We start from the raw sequence: 17,585 nt of genomic DNA on the forward strand, positions 1-17,585 counted from the left end.
GAGCCCGCGTCCGGCAGCTACTCGTAGCGCACCCGCCAGCTCTTGATGCCGTTGATCCACCCGGACCGCAGCCGCACCGGATCGGACACCTGCCGCAGGCCGGGCATCGCATCGGCGATGGCGTTGAACATCAGATCGATCTCCAGCCGGGCCAGGTTCGCGCCGACGCAGTAGTGCGTGCCGGTGCCGCCGAAACCCACGTGTGGATTCGGATTGCGCAGGACATCGAACGTGAACGGATTCTCGAAGCCCTCCTCGTCGAAATTCGCCGAGCTGTAGAACAATCCGAGCCGCTGACCCTGCCGGATCCGCTGCCCGCCGAGTTCCAGGTCCTCCGTCGCGGTGCGCTGGAAGGCGGTCACCGGAGTGGCCCATCGCACGATCTCGTCGGGCGCGGTACGTGGACGCTGCTGCCGGTAGGTCTCCCACTGTTCCGGTTGATCGACGAACGCCTTCATCCCGTGCGTGATGGCATTGCGGGTGGTCTCGTTGCCCGCCACGGCGAGCAGGATGACGAAGAAACCGAACTCGTCGGAGCCGAGCGCCTCGCCGTCGACGTCGGCGTGCACCAGCTCGCTCACGATGTCGCCCACCGGGCAGGCACGGCGCTGCTCGGCCATATTCCAGGCGTAACCGAGGATTTCGGCCGAGGCCATCGCGGGATCGCCGTACTCGGGGTCGTCGTAGTTGAGCATCTGGTTCGACCAGTCGAAGATCTTCTTCCGATCCTCCTGCGGCACGCCGATCAGCTCGGCGATGGCCTGCAACGGCAGTTCACAGGCGACCTGCTCGACGAAGTCGCCGCCGCCGGACTTCCTGGCCTCGTGCACGATCCGCTCGGCGCGCTCGGTGAGCGCGGCGCGCAGGTTCTCCACCGCCCGCGGCGTGAAGCCCTTGGATATGATCCGCCGGATCTTGGAGTGCTTGGGCGGGTCCATGTTCACCAGCAGAGCGCCGGTGAGCGCCATCTGTTCCGGCGTGATGTCGCCGGGCAGGCGGATGATGGCCCCTTTCCGCTCCGAGGAGAACAGCTCCGGATGCTTGGAGATCTCCTTGATGTCGGCGAGCTTGCTGACCACCCAGTAGCCGCCGTCGTGGAAACCACCGGACGTCTCGTCGGATTGCGCGTTCCACCACACCGGGGCGGTCCGGCGTAGCTGAGCGAATTCCTCTACCGGACTTCGGTTCTCCCACAGCGCCGGGTCGGTGAAATCGAATCCGACCGGAAATGCCGGAGCTGCCATTGCTACCTCCTAGATGAAACGTGCGAGCCGGTCAGCGCGGCGAAGTGCGCCGCGCGGCGTCGGGATCGGCCTCGGCGGCCGACGCGCGGGCCGCGTCACCATCGCGCAGCCATGCGGCGGCGCGACCAGCGACCAGCGGCAATTCGAGATACGTGCGCACACCCGGCTCGGCGGCGACGACGTAGGGGATCGAGTTCACGCAGTGCATGGCCGTGGCGACGATGCCGGGGTTGCGCACCAGACCCGCGGCGGCGCTGTGCGCGTGCATACCGGTGAAGGTCACCGTCGCGCCGGGATCGCCGACGATCTCGACCTCGTATCGCTCTCCCATGGGTCCGAAGGTCCAAGGCGGGTCGAGGTTCTCGGTGCCCATGAACCAGTTCACCGCGGCCGTGATCACCGGAGTACCGCGAACGGTCCCTTCCCAGCGGAAGCGCTGCGCGGCGACGCGCCCGGGCGCGATCGGGCCGATGGGCGAATCGATCGGCGCGGTGGCCACCGCCATGTCGTGCGTCACCCGCAACCGCTCGTCGAGCGCGATGCCCAGCGCTTCGGCGATCATCCACACCGACTGGCTGTAGCCGCCCGCGAGCACGTTCGCCATGACGCTGGTCGCGGCCTGCTCCGGCGTGGCGCCGAACAGCATCCAGTCCCGGACCACTTCGGGCGCGCCATAGGTGCGGATATCGGAGAACTCTTCGGCGCGCACCGCGGTGATCGCCCCCGAGAGCGCCGACACCACCAGCGGGATCTTCTCGGTGATGCCGCCGGGATGTATTCCGGTCCCGTGCAGCGTGACTCCGGCGGCTCGGCACAGCTCGTCGTACCGTTCCCGCTCCGCGCGGCGCGGATGGAACCAGCCCAGCGGTGTGACGACGTTCTTGCCGGACCGCAGGATCGCGCGCACCGTCGCGGCGTCGGCCATGAACGGGCTGTAGAGCACGCAGTCGGCCTGCGTGGCGAGCAAGCGGTCGGCATCGGTGGTCGCGCGCACCCCGACCGGCGGGCGGCCGACCAGCTCGCCCAGGTCCATGCCGTCCTTGTCCGCGCTGTGCACCCAGGCTCCGGCCAGTTCCAGCTCGGGATGGTCGAGAATGCCCTCGATGGCGGCCCGCCCGACCCCGCCGGTCGCCCATTGGATCACCCGGATCATGTCAGTCCGCCTTGTGGTCGGGCCCTCGCCCGGCCACGTACTGTTCGGCCCACCGGTAGTCGGGTTTGCCGCTCGGAGCGCGCACGATGGTGTCGGCGACCCAGACCTGTTTGGGCACTTTGTATCCGGCCAGGAATTTGCGCACGTGCGCGTGCAGCTCGGTGAATTCGACCGGCCCGGACAGCGACACCACCGCGGCGACCTGATGCCCCCAGCGCTCGTGCGGCACGCCGATCACCACCGCGTCGAAGATCGCGGCGTGGGTCTTCACCACGCTTTCGACCTCTTCGACGAACACCTTCTCGCCGCCGGTGTTGATCACCATGTTGCCGCGGCCGATCAGCGTGATCGACCCGTCGGTCTCGGCGCGGGCCCGGTCGTCGGTGACGACCATGCGCACGCCGTCGACGGACTTGAACAGCTTCTCGGTCTTGTCGGGGTCCTTGTAGTAACCGATCGGCACGTTGCCGGTCTTGGCCAGCCAGCCTTCCGAACCGGGCGCGACGGGGCGGCCGTCGTCGTCCACGACCACCGCACCGCGGCCGGTCCGCACGCGGGGGCCGCGCGCCGGATCGTCGTCCTTCTGGGCGAACCCGATACCGCCGAATCCGGTCTCCGATGATCCGATGGAGTCCGAGACCACCGCCCACGAGAACATCTCCAGCAGCGTGTTCTTCACCGGTTGCGACAGCAGCGCGGCGCCGGAGGCGATGGCAAGCAGCGACGAGGCGTCCACCGGTTCGCTCCGATACGCCTCGATCAGCGGCCTGGCCATGGCGTCGCCGGTGATCACCATGACCTGCGGGCGTTGCTCGGCGACGGTCCGCCAGACGCGTCCGGCGTCGAAGCGGGACTCGAAGATCACGGTGTTGCCCGACCACAGCGCGGTGAAGGTGGGCATCATGGCGGCGGCGTGGATCAGCGGCGGCAGCACCAGCCAGGCACTCGGATCGATCCGGGCGCCGGTGCGGGACTGCTGGAACTCGTCGGCGACCGGTTCACCGGTGTAGAAGTCGATGCCTCCGCCGAGGACGCGCCACATGTCCTCCTGCCGCCACATGACGCCTTTCGGCATGCCGGTCGTCCCGCCGGTGTACATCATGAACAGGTCGTCGGCGCTGCGTTCGACCACCGGACGGTCCGTCGCTCCGGCGGCGACGGCCGACTCGTACGACGTCGCTACATCGTCGATGTCCGGCGAGAATTCGTCGGCGACGCGAATCATGTGCCGCAAACCGGGCGTTCGCTCCCCGGCCTCCCGGACGGCGGCGCCGTAACAGGAGTGGTACACGAGCACTTCGAGATCCGCGTTCTCGTAGACGTAGGCCAGTTCGGCGACGCCGTACCGGTAATTGATGTTGATCGGGACGGCGGCGAGCTTGAAGCACGCGATCAGCGTCTCCATCGTCTCGATGCTGTTGTGCATCTGGAAACCCACGTGCGTTCCCGCGCCCACGCCGATGCTCGCCAGATGGTGCGCGAGCCGATTGGCGCGGATGTCGAGTTCGCGGTAGGTCACGCGACGGCCGGACTGGATGAGAGCCACCCGCTCGGGCATGGCGTCCACGGAGTGCTCGAAGAGGTCGGCGAAGTTGTTGGCCATGTCGTTCCATCTCTGCGTGGTGCGGTCAGACGACGGTGAGCGGAAGGGGTATCCCCCGGTCGGTGAAGGTGAAGGCCGCGCCGGTGCTGAACCGGGTCAGCGCCACCTCCGTCGCCTCCCGGAACGGTGTGTCGCCGAGCGTGATCGCGGCATGCCAGCCGTCCTCGCCCGCGGTGAGGACCTCGGCGGAGAAACGCGGGTTCACGCCGCGGACCAGGGCGTTCAGCGGCTGCAGGTGCTCGGGGTCGAGCATCGAAGGCCACGTGCCGTCGGTGTGCGCGCCACTGGCGGCCGGGAACGTCACCGTGACCGTGTCACCGGCGGGCACGATCTCGATTCCGGTGTACGGCAGAGGATTCAGAGCGGGGTGCAACCGCAGCACCGTCGCCAGCGCGGCGGCGTCGTCACCGAGACCGAGACAATCGCGCAGGCGTTCACTGGTGAGCCCGGCGATGCCCGCGAACTGTTTACGTCCGATCTCCAGCGCCGCGTCGGCGTCCACCCGAGCGCGCACCGCGATCAGGAAACCCAGGGTGAGCAGGTGATGTTGCAGACATACCTCGTCGGCGAGCCGAACCAGCGCGGAGCGGGAGAAATCCGCGAAACGCACATCGCTGAGCAAGGGGCCGGAGTAGTCCGGCCGCCCTTCGTCGGCGGGGTCGATCGCGGCCAGATCCAGTCCGGCCGCCACCGACCCGGCGACCAGGTCGGCGTTGGCAGGCACCGGCGGCGGTACGTGCGCGGGGTCGATCACGACCGTCCACGCGCACACCGGCTTGCGATCGGCCGGACGGCGGGGCGGGCGGTGGATCGGCCGGACCTGGGCGTGCGGATTGGTGGCCAGCGCGGTCGCGTCGAAGGTCGGGTCCTCGATGTCGTGGCACATCGACACGACGAAGTCCTCGCCCATCGGTTCCACGTCGGCGAGCGCACCGCAGTGGTCGAGCCAGAACTCACCGTGGTGGTGGTCGTCGACTCGGAAACGGAAGTCCATGAACTGCGGTGGAGCGCCGATGTCCAGTTGCAGTCCCTTGAAGATGGTCTCCACGCCGTCACCCGCGAAGCCGAGCGCCCGCTGCATGCGCCGGGTGTAGACCGGGCTGGCCACCTGCCACTCCTCGATGGCGACCTCGGTCATGCCCTCGCGGCCGAACGCGGCGATCGAGTGCGCCATGCCGGAGCGGTCGATGAGGTGCCCGCACAGCAGCAGTTCGGGCAGCAGAGCGGCCAGGGTGTCGCGGTCCAGGTCGGCGAAACGGCTCTGAGGTCCGGCCATGTCGGTCACCACAGCGAGGCGGGCGATTCGCCGACGCGATACCAGCCGGGCAGCGGCGCGCCGGAAACCGAGCGCTCGATGCGCTTCTGCATCCCCGGGGTGAGCGCCTTGTCGGTGATCATCTCGACGAACAGCGCCGAGACATTGCCGAAGTCGAAGAAGTCGCGCTGCCAGGACCATTGGAAGTCGCCGCCGTAGCGGAACCAGCTACCGCCGATGCCCTCGGGCGAGTAGTTGCGCCCATCCGGACGTGTCGCCTCGCTGATCTGCTTCCAGAACCCGATGACGGTGCCGGTGCGGTCGTCGACCACGAATTCCTGGTAGGGGTAGGTCCAGCCCTCCAGGCCGGCCATCTCCTGGCCGAGGGCCAGCTCGCGGATCTCGTCGCGTCCGACGGCCATGAATTCCTGGGTGGGTCCGTAGTTCCAGCCGTAGGTGGCGTCCTCGGTGTACATCTGCGCGAGGGGCTTCCAGTCCCCCTTCTCCTCGCAGCGCTGGTTCTCCACGATCCAGCGCTGAATCATCTCGTCGAGCTCGGCGCGGTCGAAAGCTGGCATCAGTCGGTACCTTTCGGAGAGGAGTCGGTCGCGCCTTCGTCGGCGATCGACAGGGCTCGAGTGGGGCAATAACGGATCGCGTCCGCCACGGCGGGCCGGAGTTCGGCGTCCGGTACGTCGTGCAGGATCTCGACCTGCCCGCGTCTGGGCACCGTGAACACCTCGGGAGCCTCGGCTTGGCAGACCGCGTGCCCTTGGCACAGATCGAGATCGGCGCGGATTCTCATGACCGGCTCCACACGGGCCTGCGCGGCGATCCCGGCATACGGATCCGGTCGGATGGACGGCTCATCGGGTCTCCACGGTGATGGGTAGGTGCGCGAAGCCACGCACATTGGACGAATGAACCCGCGCGATCCCGGATTCGAGGACGTCGTAGGACCGCACACGCGACGCGAACTCCGTCAGCGCCACCGTCGCTTCCACACGGGCCAGGTGCGCCCCCAAACAGAAATGCACACCCGCACCGAAACTCACCAGCCCGGACCGATCGGCACGATCGAGACGGAAACTGTCACCGTCCTCGAACACCGCCGCATCCCGGTTGGCCGAACCGATCAGCAACAACACCTTCGCCCCCGCCGGAACCACCCCACCGTGATACGCGAGGTCCTCGGTCGCGGTGCGGGCGATCATCTGACTCGAGGTGTCATAACGCAAGGTCTCCTCCACCCAGTCCGACACCAAACCCGAATCCGCGACGACCTTCGCGTACTGCCCCGGATAACGCGCACCCCAATACAACGCATTACCCAGCAACTTGGTGGTCGTCTCGTTACCCGCCACCACCATCAAGAACAGGAAACCGATGATCTCCGCATCGGTGAGCCGGTCACCGCCGATCTCCGCATCCAGCAACGCCGAGGTCAGATCCTCTCTCGGAGCGCGCCGACGCTCGGCCACCATCTCCGTGTAGTAGCCCAGCAGTTCGATCGAAGCCTCGACAGCCGCCATCGGGATATCCAGCACACCGTCCTCACGGTGCACCACCAGATCCGCCAACCGGCGAATCTCCCCCCGATCCACCACCGGCACCCCCATCAGCTCGGAGATCACATCCATCGGCAACTTGCCCGCGACCTCATCGATCCAGTCGAAGACGGCACCGGACACCGCGGGCTCCAGATACGACAGCGTCAACTCCCGGATCCGGTCCTCCATCTGCGCGACACGCTTCGGCGTGAACCCCTTGAACACCAACCGCCGCATCCGCAGATGCCGCGGATCATCCATCGCCAGAAACGACATGGTCCGATGCGCGTGCCGACCCCACGCCGCCGGATCCAGCGACACCCCGTTCGCACTCGACAACCGCACACTGTCACGAAACGCCCCCACCACATCCGGATGCCGCGACAACGCCCAAAACCCCAGATCCGGGTTGTGATACAGCGGCGCCTCCTCCCGCAGCCGCCGATACACCGGATACGGATCCTCATGAAACCCGTAGTCATACGGGTCGAACACCAGCGGCCCCACCACAGCCGTCATCGCCCACACTCCAAAACCGATAACAAGTTCTCAACAAGGATCGTCCACCCAACGCTCCGTAGAGACACATAGCTGGACATGTGTCTGGACGGTACCACTGACAGTTTTTCAGGACAATCCCGAACAAGCGATCTCGCGGAAAGAAATCCGCCGTCCGATCGCCAGGCCGACACACACCACGAATCAAGAACACGTTCTTGTAGGCAGCTCGGCGATCGGACTATATTCCATACAACTGTCCAGACACGGCGGTTCGCAGCACGCGGCCACCTTCGCCGATGCCGTCACGCGGGCAGCGCACGACAGCTCGCCGAACGACCAGACAAGGATTTCCATGCGATTCGGCATCGTCCTGTTCACCAGCGACCGCGGCATCACTCCCGCCGCGGCGGCCCGAGCGGCCGAGCAGGCGGGGTTCGCCTCCTTCTACGTCCCCGAGCACACCCACATCCCGGTCGCGCGCAACGCGGCGCACCCGCAGACCGGCGACGCGTCGCTACCCGACGACCGCTACCTGCGCACGCTGGACCCGTGGGTCGCACTGTCCATGGCGGCGGCAGTCACCGAACGCATCGAGCTGGCCACCGCCGTCGCGCTCCCCGTGGAGCACGACCCGATCACCCTTGCCAAGACGATCGCCTCACTGGACCACCTCTCCGGTGGCCGGGTCGTGCTGGGGGCCGGATTCGGCTGGAACACCGACGAACTCGCCGATCACGGAGTACCCGCGAACAAGCGACGCACCGTGCTGCGCGAATACCTGGCGGCGATGCGGGCGCTGTGGAGCCGGGACGAGGCCGGTTTCGACGGCGAGTATGTGCGCTTCGGCCCGAGCTGGGCGTGGCCGAAACCGGTCCGGCGCTCGGTGCCGGTGCTGATCGGCGCGGCGGGCACCGAACGCACCTTCCGCTGGATAGCCGAGTCGGCGGACGGTTGGATCACCACCCCGGGGGAAACGGAGATCTCCGATCGTCTCGCGTTGCTGCACGAGATCTGGCAGCAGGCCGGGCGGCCCGGACGTCCGCGCGTGGTGGCCCTGGATTACAAACCCGACGCCGCACGCCTGGCCGAGTGGGACCGCGCCGGCGTCACCGACGTCGTGTACGGACTGCCGGACAAAGACGAGCCCGCGGTGTGCGCCTACCTCGAGCGGTTGTCCGGCAAACTGACCGACATCGGCCCGCCGCTCGGCGCGGCGAGCCGGCCGTAGCGAATCACGTGGCCGAACACACAACTATTTCCGCAGCAGGAAAGTTGCTCGAACGAAATAACGACACTACCATCTAGACACATGTCCGAAAGCGATTCCAGAACCGTCGAAGCCACGCGGCGGCGCTTGTCCGGAAAGCAGGCCGACACCGTCGACAAGCTCACCAGATCGGCGTTGGAAGTGCTTTCCCGGGAGGGTTACGCCGGCATGACCATCCGGATGGTGGCCGCCAACGCCAAGGTCGGCACCGCCACCGCGTACACCTATTTCTCCTCCAAGGAGCACTTGGTCGCGGAGATCTTCTGGCGCAGGCTGCGCGCACAACCCTCCCCTGTGAGCGAGGATCCGGACGCCACCGTGCGGGTGATCGCCGAACTCCGCAGCATCGCGTTGCTGGTCGCCGACGAACCGGAATTGTCCGGCGCGGTCACCAGCGCGCTGCTCGGCCGCGATCCCGACGTCGAGCATTTGCGGTCGCGCATCGGCTTGGAAATTCGCACCCGCCTCGCGCACGCGCTGTCCGGAAATCCCGACGCGGATATTCTGAAATCGCTCGAATTGCTCTACGCGGGTGCGCTGGTCCATGCCGGGATGGGCTACGAATCGTATTCCGACATCGCGGACCGCATCGAGCGGTCCGCGATGCTCATCCTGAAGTGACGCGGCGCGTTCCGCGTCACTTCAGGCCAGGCCCAATTTCAGCGACGCGCCGCCGTCGACGAACATCTGCAAACCGGTCACGTAGCGCGACTCGTCGGAGGCCAGGAACGTGACCGCGTGCGAGATGTCCGAGGACTCGACGAAGGGAATCGGCATGGCCTGCATGAAGGGAAAGGTGACCTCGGCGTCCTCGCGCGTCGGGTTCTGTACGTCGGGACGGAAGATCTGGTACATCCCCGGGTTGTGCAGCATGTCGGTGTCGACGTTGGTCGGATGCACCGCGTTGATGCGGATCGAGCTCGGCCCCAGCGTCAACGCCAAAGTCTGCGTATAAGAACGGATCATCTTCTTCGACAGGCCGTAGCCGTCGCCGCCGGGACCTTGCAGTGCCTGCTGGCCGTTGAATCCGGTCTGCGGCACCAGGCCCGCGACCGATCCCGTCACGATGATCGAGGCGCCCGCGCCCAGATGCGGCAGCGCGGCGTGCACGGTGTTCACCACGCCGACGAAGTTGACGTCGAAGACATCCACGAAGCCCTGCAACGGCACATGGTGGCCCAGCGGGCAGATCCCGGCGTTCGCCACGACCACGTCCAAGCGCCCGAGTTCGGCGACGCCCGCCGCGATCGCCGCTTGCAGCGCGGGGCGATCGCGCACGTCGACCTGTGCGGCCACCACCCGACGGCCGGTCTTGGCGACCAGTTCCTTGGTCTCGGCGAGATCCGCTTCGGTCGCCAGTGCGTATTCGTTGCTGGCTATGTCGGCGCAGATATCGAAGGCGATGATGTCGGCGCCTTCCTCGGCCAAGGCGACCGCGTGACTGCGGCCCTGCCCCCGTCCCGCACCGGTCACCAGGACGACTTTGCCGCTGACCCGATCCATGTTTCCTCCACCGTGCTCGTCGCCGGTTCCCGTCACCCCCCGCGACACGCGCCGCACATATATGGAATAGTAACCGGACATCTGTCTGGACGATACTACGGACAAAGGTATGGATCAATCACTCGTCACCGCACCCGATTCCGCGGCCGCATCCCGGCCCGAGCGGGGTGATCGTTGATGCCCAAGCGGCCACGCAACCTCGACTCCCCGCTGGTCACGACCGTCATCAAATACATGTCCAGAGCGCAGACCTGGGCGTACCGCCGGACCGGAGGGCGCGTCGGCGCGCGATGGCGGATCGGCGCCGGCTTCCGCGAGCCGGTACCCACCTTGCTGCTCGAGCATCGGGGTCGCAGATCGGGCAAGTTGTTCACCGTCCCACTGCTGTACCTCGTCGACGGCGCCGATCTGGTAGTGGTCGCCTCGCAAGGCGGGTTGCCGAATCACCCCCAGTGGTACTTCAATCTCCTGGCACATCCCGTGACCCGGGTACAGGTCGGGGCCGAGCACCGACGCGTCCGCGCCCGCGTGGCGAGCCGGGAGGAGAAGAATCGCTTGTGGCCCTTGCTCGTAGCCCTCTACGCGGACTTCGACACCTACCAATCCTGGACCGAGCGCGAGATCCCGGTGCTCATTCTTCAGCCGGAGGACCGGCCGCACTGACCCGGCGCGTCGAGCGAGGTCCGCGGCCACCCTCCCCCATGATGTTCAGCGTTCCCGGCGCGATGGGCGCCGCCCGCCCGCCGGAGCAGTGCGACGCAATCGATCGACTCGACCGAGGATGGGAGAGCGTGTGGCGAAGATGGGTAGGCGGAAACGGTCCAGGCTGATCACCGCCGGAATGCTGCGGGAGAAGCACCAGCAGGAAGAGCACGGCGCACCGGCGCGACCGGCGCCGCTGCCCCCGGACGAGGTCGAGACGGCCATCGTGCTCGATCTCGACGGGCTCGCCACGCGCGTGCGTGCGCGGCGGCGCGAGATGAAGTGGACCCAGGCGGATGTGGCGGGCAACGGCGGCCCGCCGGCCAAGGTGATCAGCGAGATCGAGCGGTCCCGCAATCCACGGCCTGGTACCGAGGTGCTCGACCGGCTCGACGCGGGACTCGAGTGGCCGCCCGGCACCAGCGCGACGATCCTGCGCGCCGAGCGGGCAAGCGAACTGGCCACGGCGCGCTGAGCGCCGGATCCGAAACTCGGCCGGTCGGAGAATTTTTCGATATCTCCGACCGGTCGAGCCGGAACGCTCATCGGTAGCTGTGGGCGCTGCTAGGCTGCTCAGCGACCCTAGACGACTGCTCTTGCGCCGCCGGAGTGCGCGGGTCCGGCCGTGCTGGACGCAGGTGTTAACCCGATGAAGGAATGGACGTAACATGCAACTCCGCGGCATCACTGCGGCAGCGATACTCGCCATCGGCTCGCTGACCGTCGGCGCGGGCGTCGCCCACGGCGAGCCCGCTCCCGACATCACCTACTCGGCCAAGATCGTCGACCAGACGGTGGTCGCCGCGCTCCGGGGCGGAACCTTCCAGTTGTCCAAGGCACTGCGCGATCAGCCCGCGGGCGACGAGAACACGCGACTAACCGAGCGCGACGGGGTGCTCGTCGATCATGGGGGCGCCCCGGCCGACATCGCGCAAGTGATCGACGTGGTAGACATCCGGGACCGCGACGGCCACGTCGCGATGACGTTGCCGCTCGACTTCCGGATCGCGGGGACCGCCATTCCGGTGCGCCCGGAGCTGAAGAAGGACAGCACCGTGCTCGAGCTGAAGCCGTCCAGGCCGGAGGGCATCGCGATCACCGAGCCACTGGTGGCCAAGCCGGTCGCGTCCATGACCGAGAACCAGCGCGCCCGTGACGAATTCGCCAGCCAGTTCGGGCTCGCCACCGCCATAGGCGGTTTCGTCGGCACCGCGATCGGCGCCACGATCGGCTGCCTGGTCACCATCGCCGTGGGCTGCGTGGCCGGTCTGCTGACCGGCGCGAGCCTCGGCGGCATCCTCGGAACCATCGCGGTCGGCGGGCCCACGCTCGTCGTGGCGGGTGTCGACCTGCTCACCACGTTGCAGGCGGCCGACGGCACTACCCGCTTCGCCGACAAGCCCGTCCAAACCGCTCCGGCCCAAACCAAGTAGCCGTGTCCCGGCGGCGCAGCAGCGCGCCGCCGGGCGGACTTCCGATCGACCGCGTCGCTACAACGGCGCGGTCGTCGTGTTCGAGCGACCCACGCGCTCGTCGTTGATCAAGTGATAGGCGCGTCCCAGATCGTCGAGCGCACGCTCCCATCTGGTGTCCGCGTCGTGGCCACGGGGATTGCGGCTGAGCAACAGCAGGACCTCGGCCGCGTCCGCAGACCGCGCGGCGGCGTCCAGCAACACCGGCACCGGTTCCACGGTGGTGCCCGCCGCCAGCGCGCCGATACGGTCGTGCAGCCAGTGCGCGTCGAAACGCGCCTGCTCCGTGGGGTTCTCCCCGTTCACCGGCAGGGTGCTGACCGCGGCGGCCCGTGCGGCCTCCTCGTCGTCCATCGTGGTGGTGACGACGTCGCGCAGCTCGCTGCTCGCGATCCGGTGTAGCAAACCGATCAGTAGGACACGTTCGGCGTCCGGACCGTGCAGACCGGTCTCATCCGCCCGTGCGCCGACCTCGTCCGGGTCGACGCGCAAGATCGACAGAACCGCTCGCAACTGCGCAATCGTTACCACTTCGTCCGCCCCTCCTCATCGTCGCGGCCCCACCATCACACCCTCGGCGACAGCCTGCCAAACGCGAGGCGCGTTAACCGTCCGGTAGCCCTTTTGCCGATACGGCGTGTCTTCACACTGCGTTCCAGGTCACCTCGAACCGCAGGGTAAACGAGGGTCCAACTTGGGTACTCCAGACATCATGAGAGCGATACCGGCGCGGGTCACTGGTGACACGACCACGCCCGCAGTGCGCGAATCCGAACACGGCGGTGCGATCGCGAGCATGAGATGGCGGCGGATCAGGGAGGTGATCGCCACCCGAACCGTCTCCGATGCCACGCGAGAGGTCTCCATCGAGGTGGGGAAACCGCAGATGGCACCGGGTGACACCGGTGTGGTGTGCGGTTTTCGCATCCAGGGAATCGGCGAACGATGGGCGCACGGCGTCGATTCCATCGCCGCGCTCTACCGCGCGTTCCAGGACATCGCCCAAGAGCTGCGGCAGGCCAACAGCCACGGTGCGCACTTCGCGGTGACCGAGCCGTCCGACCCCGGCTTCCCCGCCGCGCCCACCCGTCCCTCGCGTGCCGCCACGACGGTCGCCTACGAGCCGCAGGCGCTCATCGCGGCCCGCACCCTCTACGAAGCCGACAGCTCGTTGTCGATCATCATCGGCAGGCCGTATCTGGCGGCCGACCGGCGCAAGCACCTGTGCCGGTTCCATATCAGCAAGCAGGGCGCGTCGCTGGCCAGCGGCATCGATGAGATCCAGGCCCTGCACAGCGCGATCAGCATGATCAGCGAACGCCTCGCACTGCCGCAGGATTGGCCGGTCAGCCGCCTGTCCTGAGGCCCGCGCGCACAATTTCGCGACGAACCGCCCAGCCGGTACGGATTCGGCATCGAATCATCGGTTGGGGATCGTCGTTCGACCGGCGTAGATCTCCCAGCGCCATGAGCAGTCCGGCGGCCGTCCCCATGTCCGGAACCAGACCGTGGCGAGGCCGCGGCGTCGCCAGGAGGGAACTGCCCATGGAATTCATCTCGCCGGTGGACGCCCTGTTTCTCATCGCGGAATCACGCGAGCATCCGATGCACGTCGGTTCGCTGTCCATCTTCGACCCCGTGGAGGGCACCGGACCCGAATTCGCCCGGCGCGCGTACGCCACGCTGGCGGCCGACCGAAATTTCCACCCCACGTTCCGCAAGCGCCCGGCTCGCCTGTTCGGCACTCCACAGCTTGCCTGGACCGTGGACAGCGCCGTCGAGCTCGACTACCACGTCCAGCGGTGGGCCCTGCCGGAAGCGGGTGGCCTGGACGCCCTGACCGAAGTAACGGCGGGATTGCACAGCACCCTGCTCGACCGTCACCGGCCGCTGTGGGAAGCGCATCTGGTCGAAGGGCTCGCCGGCGATCGGGTCGGCTTGTACGCGAAGATGCACCACGCCCTCATCGACGGCGTCGGCGCCCAGCGCCTATTGCAGCGAACGCTCACCACCGACCCGGAATCCGGCGAAGCGCTGGTGCCCTGGCATCTCCCGCTTTCGACCGGGCACCGCCCTGATCCCCCGCAGCGGCAAACGCTCGGCACCCGGGCGCGCGCCCTGCTCGCCGCGGCGGGCTCGGCGCCTTCGGCCCTGCGCCTGGCCCGTACCGCGCTGCTCGAACAGCAGTTGACGCTGCCCTTCGCCGCACCGCGCACCATGTTCAACGTCCCGATCGGCGGGGCCCGCCGCTGCGCCGCCCGCTCGTGGCCGCTGGACCGGATCCGCCAGGTCAAGAAGATGACCGGCACCACGCTCAACGACGTGGTGCTGGCGATGTCGGCGGGTGCGCTGCGCACCTACCTGCTCGAACACGTCGCCTTGCCGGACAAGCCGCTGATCGCCATGGTGCCGGTCTCGCTGCGTCCCGAATCCGACGACGGTGACGGCGGGGGCAACGCCGTGGCGGCGCTGCTGTGCAATCTGGCCACCGACCTGCCCGACCCGGCCGCGCGGCTGGCGGCGATCAGCTCCTCGATGCATCGCAGCAAAGAGATCTACCGCGCGCTGTCCCCCGTCCAGGCGGTCTCGCTGTCGGCGCTGACGCTCAGTCCCCTCGCCCTGTCACTGCTGCTTCCCGCCACGGTCGCGCTGACCAGCCCGCCGTTCAACATCGTCATCTCCAATATTCCGGGACCGCGTGAACCGCAGTACTGGAATGGAGCCCGCGTCGCGGCCAGCTACCCGCTGTCGATCCCGCTCGACGGGCAGGCGGTGAACATCACCCTCACCAGCAATGCCGACAGCCTGGACATCGGCATCGTCGCCTGCCGCCGCAGCGTGCCGGACGTGGCCAGGCTGCTCGATCACCTGGAATCCGCGTTGACCGACCTGGAGGACACCGTCTACTGACCGCCGGGCGCTGCCGCCGGATGGTCAGGGTGATCCCGCGGTGCCCAGACCGTTGATCGACGGCGGCAGCTCCGGTTCGGCCGCGCCGGGACCGGCCAGCAGACGCTTGAGGATCTTGCCGGTGTCGCCGCGCGGCAGCGCCGAGAGGAAGGTGACGTCGCGCGGCACCGAGAAGCGGCTCAAGCGGTTGCGGATGTAGGTGCGCACCATGTCCGAATCCAGGCCGGACCCTTCGCGTTTCACCACGAACGCCGCGAGCCGCTGGCCGAATTCGTGGTCCGGCACACCGACCACGGCGACGTCACTGACCTGCGGCAGGTGCGCGAGCGCCTCCTCGACCGGACGCGGGAAGACGTTCTCGCCACCGGAGATGATCATCTCGTCGTCTCGTCCCGCGATGAACAACCGGCCCGCGGCGTCGAGGTAGCCGAGGTCGCCGGTGTCGAGCATGCCGTGCGCCTCGTCCGGTGGCGCGGAGTTGACGTAGCCGTCGAACAGCATGTGGTTGCCGACGAAGATGTGTCCCGTGGCGCCGATCGGGAGTCTGCGGTGGTCCGGCCCGAGCACGGCCACCTTGGTGCCCAGCGGCGGGCGTCCCGCCGTGGTCGGCGAGGTGTGCAGGTCCTCGGGGGTCGCGATGGTCGCCCAGGAGACCTCGGTGGATCCGTAGACGTTGTAGAGCACGTCGCCGTAGGCCTCCATAAACCGCTCGACGGTCGCGCCTGCCAGTGGCGCACCGCAGCTGATCATGTGCCGCAGGCTGGTGGTGTCGTAGCGAGCACGCACGTGCGCGGGGAGGTCGAGGATGCGCTGCACCATGGTCGGCACGACGATCACCGTGTTGACCCGGTGCTCGGCGATGCGGCGCAGGCAGTCCTCCGCGTCGAACCGTTCGGCCAGCACCACGGTCGCGCGCAGCGCGGTGCTCAGTTGCAGGCCGGCCAACCCCCAGGTGTGGAACAGCGGCGCCGGGATCAGCATGGTCTCGTTCATCTGCATCGGGATGCGCGACAGCAATGCCGCGATGGACCCGAAGCCCTTCGGATGCGGCCTGCGCGCACCCTTGGGCGTCCCGCTGGTCCCGGAGGTGAGCACGACGAGCCGTCCCGGCTGGGCAGGGGTGCGGAAAGTCGTGTGCCCCTCCGCCACCAGTTGGTCCACGGTCGTCCGGTCGGGTACCGGCGGACGCTCGTCGGTGTTGTAGCGCGGGATGTCGGTATGCAGATAGCGCACCAACTCCTCGAGGTCACCGTCGACGAACAGCGCCGACAGGCGGTCGCGCTGGACGATCTCCTCGATGGTGCGGCCCGCCAGCCCGGCGTTCAGCAGTGCCACGTCCACACCCAGTTTGCCTGCGGCGACCATGCATTCGACCATGGCCGCGTGGTTGCGCGCCAGCAGGCCGATGGCGTCGCCCGGGCCGAGGTCGTGCGCGGCCATCGCCGCGGCCAGCGCGTTGGTGCGCTCGTGCATGTCGGCGAAGGACCGGGTGCCGCGGTCGTCGATGATCGCGGTCCGCTCCGGGGCGTACGCCGCGCCCGCGGCGTATCCGCCCGCCAGGTTGAAACCCCATTTCGCCAGTGAGCGCAGCTGTTTGAGAGTCCGATCGAAACGAACCGGCAACACGACGCCGGTGGCCACCATCTGCCGCGCCACACCCGCGTTGCGCCGGATCGGCGAATCCTCGCCGTTGACGACCAAGGAGGTCCGCGCGCCCTTGGCGACGTCGGCCACCCGCTTCAGTCCGGCCTTGGTCCACTCGCCGATCGCCACATTGGACAGCTCGCTCACCCGCGGGTGCACCCGGCTCGGCGCGAAATACGTGACGGTGACCTTGGTGCGGTCCTCGTCGCCGTGCAGTCGCACCGACGCGAAGCTGCCCAGTGCGGCGTATTGCATCTCGAAGCTCTCGTACCACCGGCCCACGCTGATCCGGATCTGGTGGGTGCGTATGCCCGACCCGTAGGTACCGACGCGCATCTGCCAGACCACATTGCCGTCGGCGGACTGGATCTGCTCGCACGCGCCGATACCGGTGAACATGCGCGGATAAGTCTGCGGTTCGAGTAGCAGATCCCAGATGGTCTTGCGGGCGATCGCGAATTCGGCGACTACGTCGATGACATCGGTAACCAACTTGTGCACTTCTCGTCGGCCGGTTCGAAGAACTTCGGGTCGGCGGGTAGCTCCTTTGTAACGTCAGTCACAAGCGAGGTCAAGTAGCCAGGGCATCGTCGCTACTACCAGCGACACGCAGGAAATACGCTGCGATTGCCCAGCATTCACCTGAACCTGGGAACCGGCCCAAATCACCCGCGCGACGCCTGTGAATCAGCCCAACGATCATCCGAACTCCCGCCGGGCGGCGACCTCCGACCTAACGTCACAGACGCCTGCTCGGCAGGACCGAACGCTGGCTGGAGAG

The 17,585-nt window shown here is 67.6% G+C and carries 17 protein-coding genes; 7 read left to right on the top strand and 10 right to left on the bottom strand.

The genetic code is table 11. The features are described 5' to 3' along the window. Positions 1-17: 17 nt before the first annotated feature. The 7 genes from ACIHAX_RS33885 to ACIHAX_RS33915 all read right to left on the bottom strand — a co-directional run bounded on the left by ACIHAX_RS33885 (position 18) and on the right by ACIHAX_RS33915 (position 7,324). A complete protein-coding gene (locus ACIHAX_RS33885) occupies positions 18-1,244 on the bottom strand; it encodes a cytochrome P450 (protein WP_397281690.1) in 1,227 nt (408 codons plus the stop codon). Between the two features lie 31 nt (positions 1,245-1,275). Then, on the bottom strand, positions 1,276-2,397 hold the full coding sequence (locus tag ACIHAX_RS33890; protein ID WP_397281692.1) for a dihydrodipicolinate reductase: 1,122 nt from the start codon (positions 2,395-2,397) through the stop codon (positions 1,276-1,278). A gap of 1 nt (position 2,398) precedes the next feature. After that, complete coding sequence (locus tag ACIHAX_RS33895) at positions 2,399-4,000, bottom strand: acyl-CoA synthetase (RefSeq protein WP_364436344.1); 1,602 nt, start codon at positions 3,998-4,000, stop codon at positions 2,399-2,401. Between the two features lie 25 nt (positions 4,001-4,025). After that, positions 4,026-5,276 (bottom strand): hypothetical protein, encoded by a 1,251-nt coding sequence (locus ACIHAX_RS33900; protein WP_356965575.1) that lies wholly within the window; start codon positions 5,274-5,276, stop codon positions 4,026-4,028. A gap of 5 nt (positions 5,277-5,281) precedes the next feature. Beyond that, entirely contained in the window at positions 5,282-5,833 is a 552-nt protein-coding gene (locus ACIHAX_RS33905; protein ID WP_355080159.1) for a nuclear transport factor 2 family protein, read from the bottom strand. Beyond that, the gene (locus ACIHAX_RS33910) at positions 5,833-6,060 is read right to left on the bottom strand and encodes a ferredoxin (RefSeq protein WP_355080160.1); all 228 of its coding nucleotides are present in this window, start codon (positions 6,058-6,060) and stop codon (positions 5,833-5,835) included. The genes ACIHAX_RS33905 and ACIHAX_RS33910 overlap by 1 nt, the downstream gene beginning before the upstream one ends. Positions 6,061-6,121: 61 nt before the next feature. Further along, a complete protein-coding gene (locus ACIHAX_RS33915) occupies positions 6,122-7,324 on the bottom strand; it encodes a cytochrome P450 (RefSeq protein WP_397281695.1) in 1,203 nt (400 codons plus the stop codon). 334 nt (positions 7,325-7,658) lie between these two features. Here ACIHAX_RS33915 and ACIHAX_RS33920 point away from each other — a divergent pair, with 334 nt between their 5' ends. Both ACIHAX_RS33920 and ACIHAX_RS33925 read left to right on the top strand, forming a co-directional pair. Further along, positions 7,659-8,534 carry an LLM class F420-dependent oxidoreductase gene (locus ACIHAX_RS33920; RefSeq protein WP_355080775.1) on the top strand — a complete coding sequence of 292 codons (876 nt, stop codon included), beginning with the start codon at positions 7,659-7,661 and terminating at the stop codon, positions 8,532-8,534. Between the two features lie 81 nt (positions 8,535-8,615). Further along, on the top strand, positions 8,616-9,194 hold the full coding sequence (locus ACIHAX_RS33925; protein WP_397281698.1) for a TetR/AcrR family transcriptional regulator: 579 nt from the start codon (positions 8,616-8,618) through the stop codon (positions 9,192-9,194). Between the two features lie 21 nt (positions 9,195-9,215). Here the strand turns inward: ACIHAX_RS33925 and ACIHAX_RS33930 are convergent, their stop codons facing one another. Then, on the bottom strand, positions 9,216-10,076 hold the full coding sequence (locus tag ACIHAX_RS33930; RefSeq protein ID WP_356969761.1) for a mycofactocin-coupled SDR family oxidoreductase: 861 nt from the start codon (positions 10,074-10,076) through the stop codon (positions 9,216-9,218). A gap of 177 nt (positions 10,077-10,253) precedes the next feature. On the opposite strand from ACIHAX_RS33930, the gene ACIHAX_RS33935 reads away from it, so the two are divergent. The 3 genes from ACIHAX_RS33935 to ACIHAX_RS33945 all read left to right on the top strand — a co-directional run bounded on the left by ACIHAX_RS33935 (position 10,254) and on the right by ACIHAX_RS33945 (position 12,211). Next, positions 10,254-10,739 (top strand): nitroreductase family deazaflavin-dependent oxidoreductase, encoded by a 486-nt coding sequence (locus tag ACIHAX_RS33935; protein WP_397281700.1) that lies wholly within the window; start codon positions 10,254-10,256, stop codon positions 10,737-10,739. A 130-nt stretch (positions 10,740-10,869) separates the two neighbouring features. Then, complete coding sequence (locus tag ACIHAX_RS33940) at positions 10,870-11,253, top strand: helix-turn-helix transcriptional regulator (RefSeq protein WP_356969765.1); 384 nt, start codon at positions 10,870-10,872, stop codon at positions 11,251-11,253. 193 nt (positions 11,254-11,446) lie between these two features. Further along, on the top strand, positions 11,447-12,211 hold the full coding sequence (locus ACIHAX_RS33945) for a hypothetical protein (RefSeq protein ID WP_355080765.1): 765 nt from the start codon (positions 11,447-11,449) through the stop codon (positions 12,209-12,211). Positions 12,212-12,268: 57 nt separating this feature from the next. Here ACIHAX_RS33945 and ACIHAX_RS33950 read toward each other — a convergent pair whose 3' ends face one another. Beyond that, on the bottom strand, positions 12,269-12,763 hold the full coding sequence (locus tag ACIHAX_RS33950; protein ID WP_355080763.1) for a hypothetical protein: 495 nt from the start codon (positions 12,761-12,763) through the stop codon (positions 12,269-12,271). A gap of 199 nt (positions 12,764-12,962) precedes the next feature. Here ACIHAX_RS33950 and ACIHAX_RS33955 point away from each other — a divergent pair, with 199 nt between their 5' ends. Then, entirely contained in the window at positions 12,963-13,613 is a 651-nt protein-coding gene (locus ACIHAX_RS33955) for a DUF6968 family protein (protein WP_355080761.1), read from the top strand. 182 nt (positions 13,614-13,795) lie between these two features. Further along, on the top strand, positions 13,796-15,160 hold the full coding sequence (locus ACIHAX_RS33960; RefSeq protein ID WP_397281703.1) for a wax ester/triacylglycerol synthase family O-acyltransferase: 1,365 nt from the start codon (positions 13,796-13,798) through the stop codon (positions 15,158-15,160). Between the two features lie 24 nt (positions 15,161-15,184). On the opposite strand, the gene ACIHAX_RS33965 is transcribed toward ACIHAX_RS33960, so the two are convergent. Continuing rightward, positions 15,185-17,296, bottom strand: a complete 2,112-nt coding sequence (locus ACIHAX_RS33965) for an AMP-binding protein (protein WP_397281705.1) — start codon at positions 17,294-17,296, stop codon at positions 15,185-15,187. Between the last annotated feature and the right edge of the window lie 289 nt (positions 17,297-17,585).

The organism is Nocardia sp. NPDC051929, from assembly GCF_044548645.1.
Lineage (GTDB): Bacteria > Actinomycetota > Actinomycetes > Mycobacteriales > Mycobacteriaceae > Nocardia > Nocardia sichangensis.

Bases quoted from the DNA above. Each gene is read 5' to 3' on its own strand.
- ACIHAX_RS33885 (WP_397281690.1), bottom strand. From the start codon at position 1,244: ATGGCAGCTCCGGCATTTCCGGTCGGATTCGATTTCACCGACCCGGCG.
- ACIHAX_RS33890 (WP_397281692.1), bottom strand. From the start codon at position 2,397: ATGATCCGGGTGATCCAATGGGCGACCGGCGGGGTCGGGCGGGCCGCC.
- ACIHAX_RS33895 (WP_364436344.1), bottom strand. From the start codon at position 4,000: ATGGCCAACAACTTCGCCGACCTCTTCGAGCACTCCGTGGACGCCATG.
- ACIHAX_RS33900 (WP_356965575.1), bottom strand. From the start codon at position 5,276: ATGGCCGGACCTCAGAGCCGTTTCGCCGACCTGGACCGCGACACCCTG.
- ACIHAX_RS33905 (WP_355080159.1), bottom strand. From the start codon at position 5,833: ATGCCAGCTTTCGACCGCGCCGAGCTCGACGAGATGATTCAGCGCTGG.
- ACIHAX_RS33910 (WP_355080160.1), bottom strand. From the start codon at position 6,060: ATGAGAATCCGCGCCGATCTCGATCTGTGCCAAGGGCACGCGGTCTGC.
- ACIHAX_RS33915 (WP_397281695.1), bottom strand. From the start codon at position 7,324: ATGACGGCTGTGGTGGGGCCGCTGGTGTTCGACCCGTATGACTACGGG.
- ACIHAX_RS33920 (WP_355080775.1), top strand. From the start codon at position 7,659: ATGCGATTCGGCATCGTCCTGTTCACCAGCGACCGCGGCATCACTCCC.
- ACIHAX_RS33925 (WP_397281698.1), top strand. From the start codon at position 8,616: ATGTCCGAAAGCGATTCCAGAACCGTCGAAGCCACGCGGCGGCGCTTG.
- ACIHAX_RS33930 (WP_356969761.1), bottom strand. From the start codon at position 10,076: ATGGATCGGGTCAGCGGCAAAGTCGTCCTGGTGACCGGTGCGGGACGG.
- ACIHAX_RS33935 (WP_397281700.1), top strand. From the start codon at position 10,254: ATGCCCAAGCGGCCACGCAACCTCGACTCCCCGCTGGTCACGACCGTC.
- ACIHAX_RS33945 (WP_355080765.1), top strand. From the start codon at position 11,447: ATGCAACTCCGCGGCATCACTGCGGCAGCGATACTCGCCATCGGCTCG.
- ACIHAX_RS33955 (WP_355080761.1), top strand. From the start codon at position 12,963: ATGAGAGCGATACCGGCGCGGGTCACTGGTGACACGACCACGCCCGCA.
- ACIHAX_RS33960 (WP_397281703.1), top strand. From the start codon at position 13,796: ATGGAATTCATCTCGCCGGTGGACGCCCTGTTTCTCATCGCGGAATCA.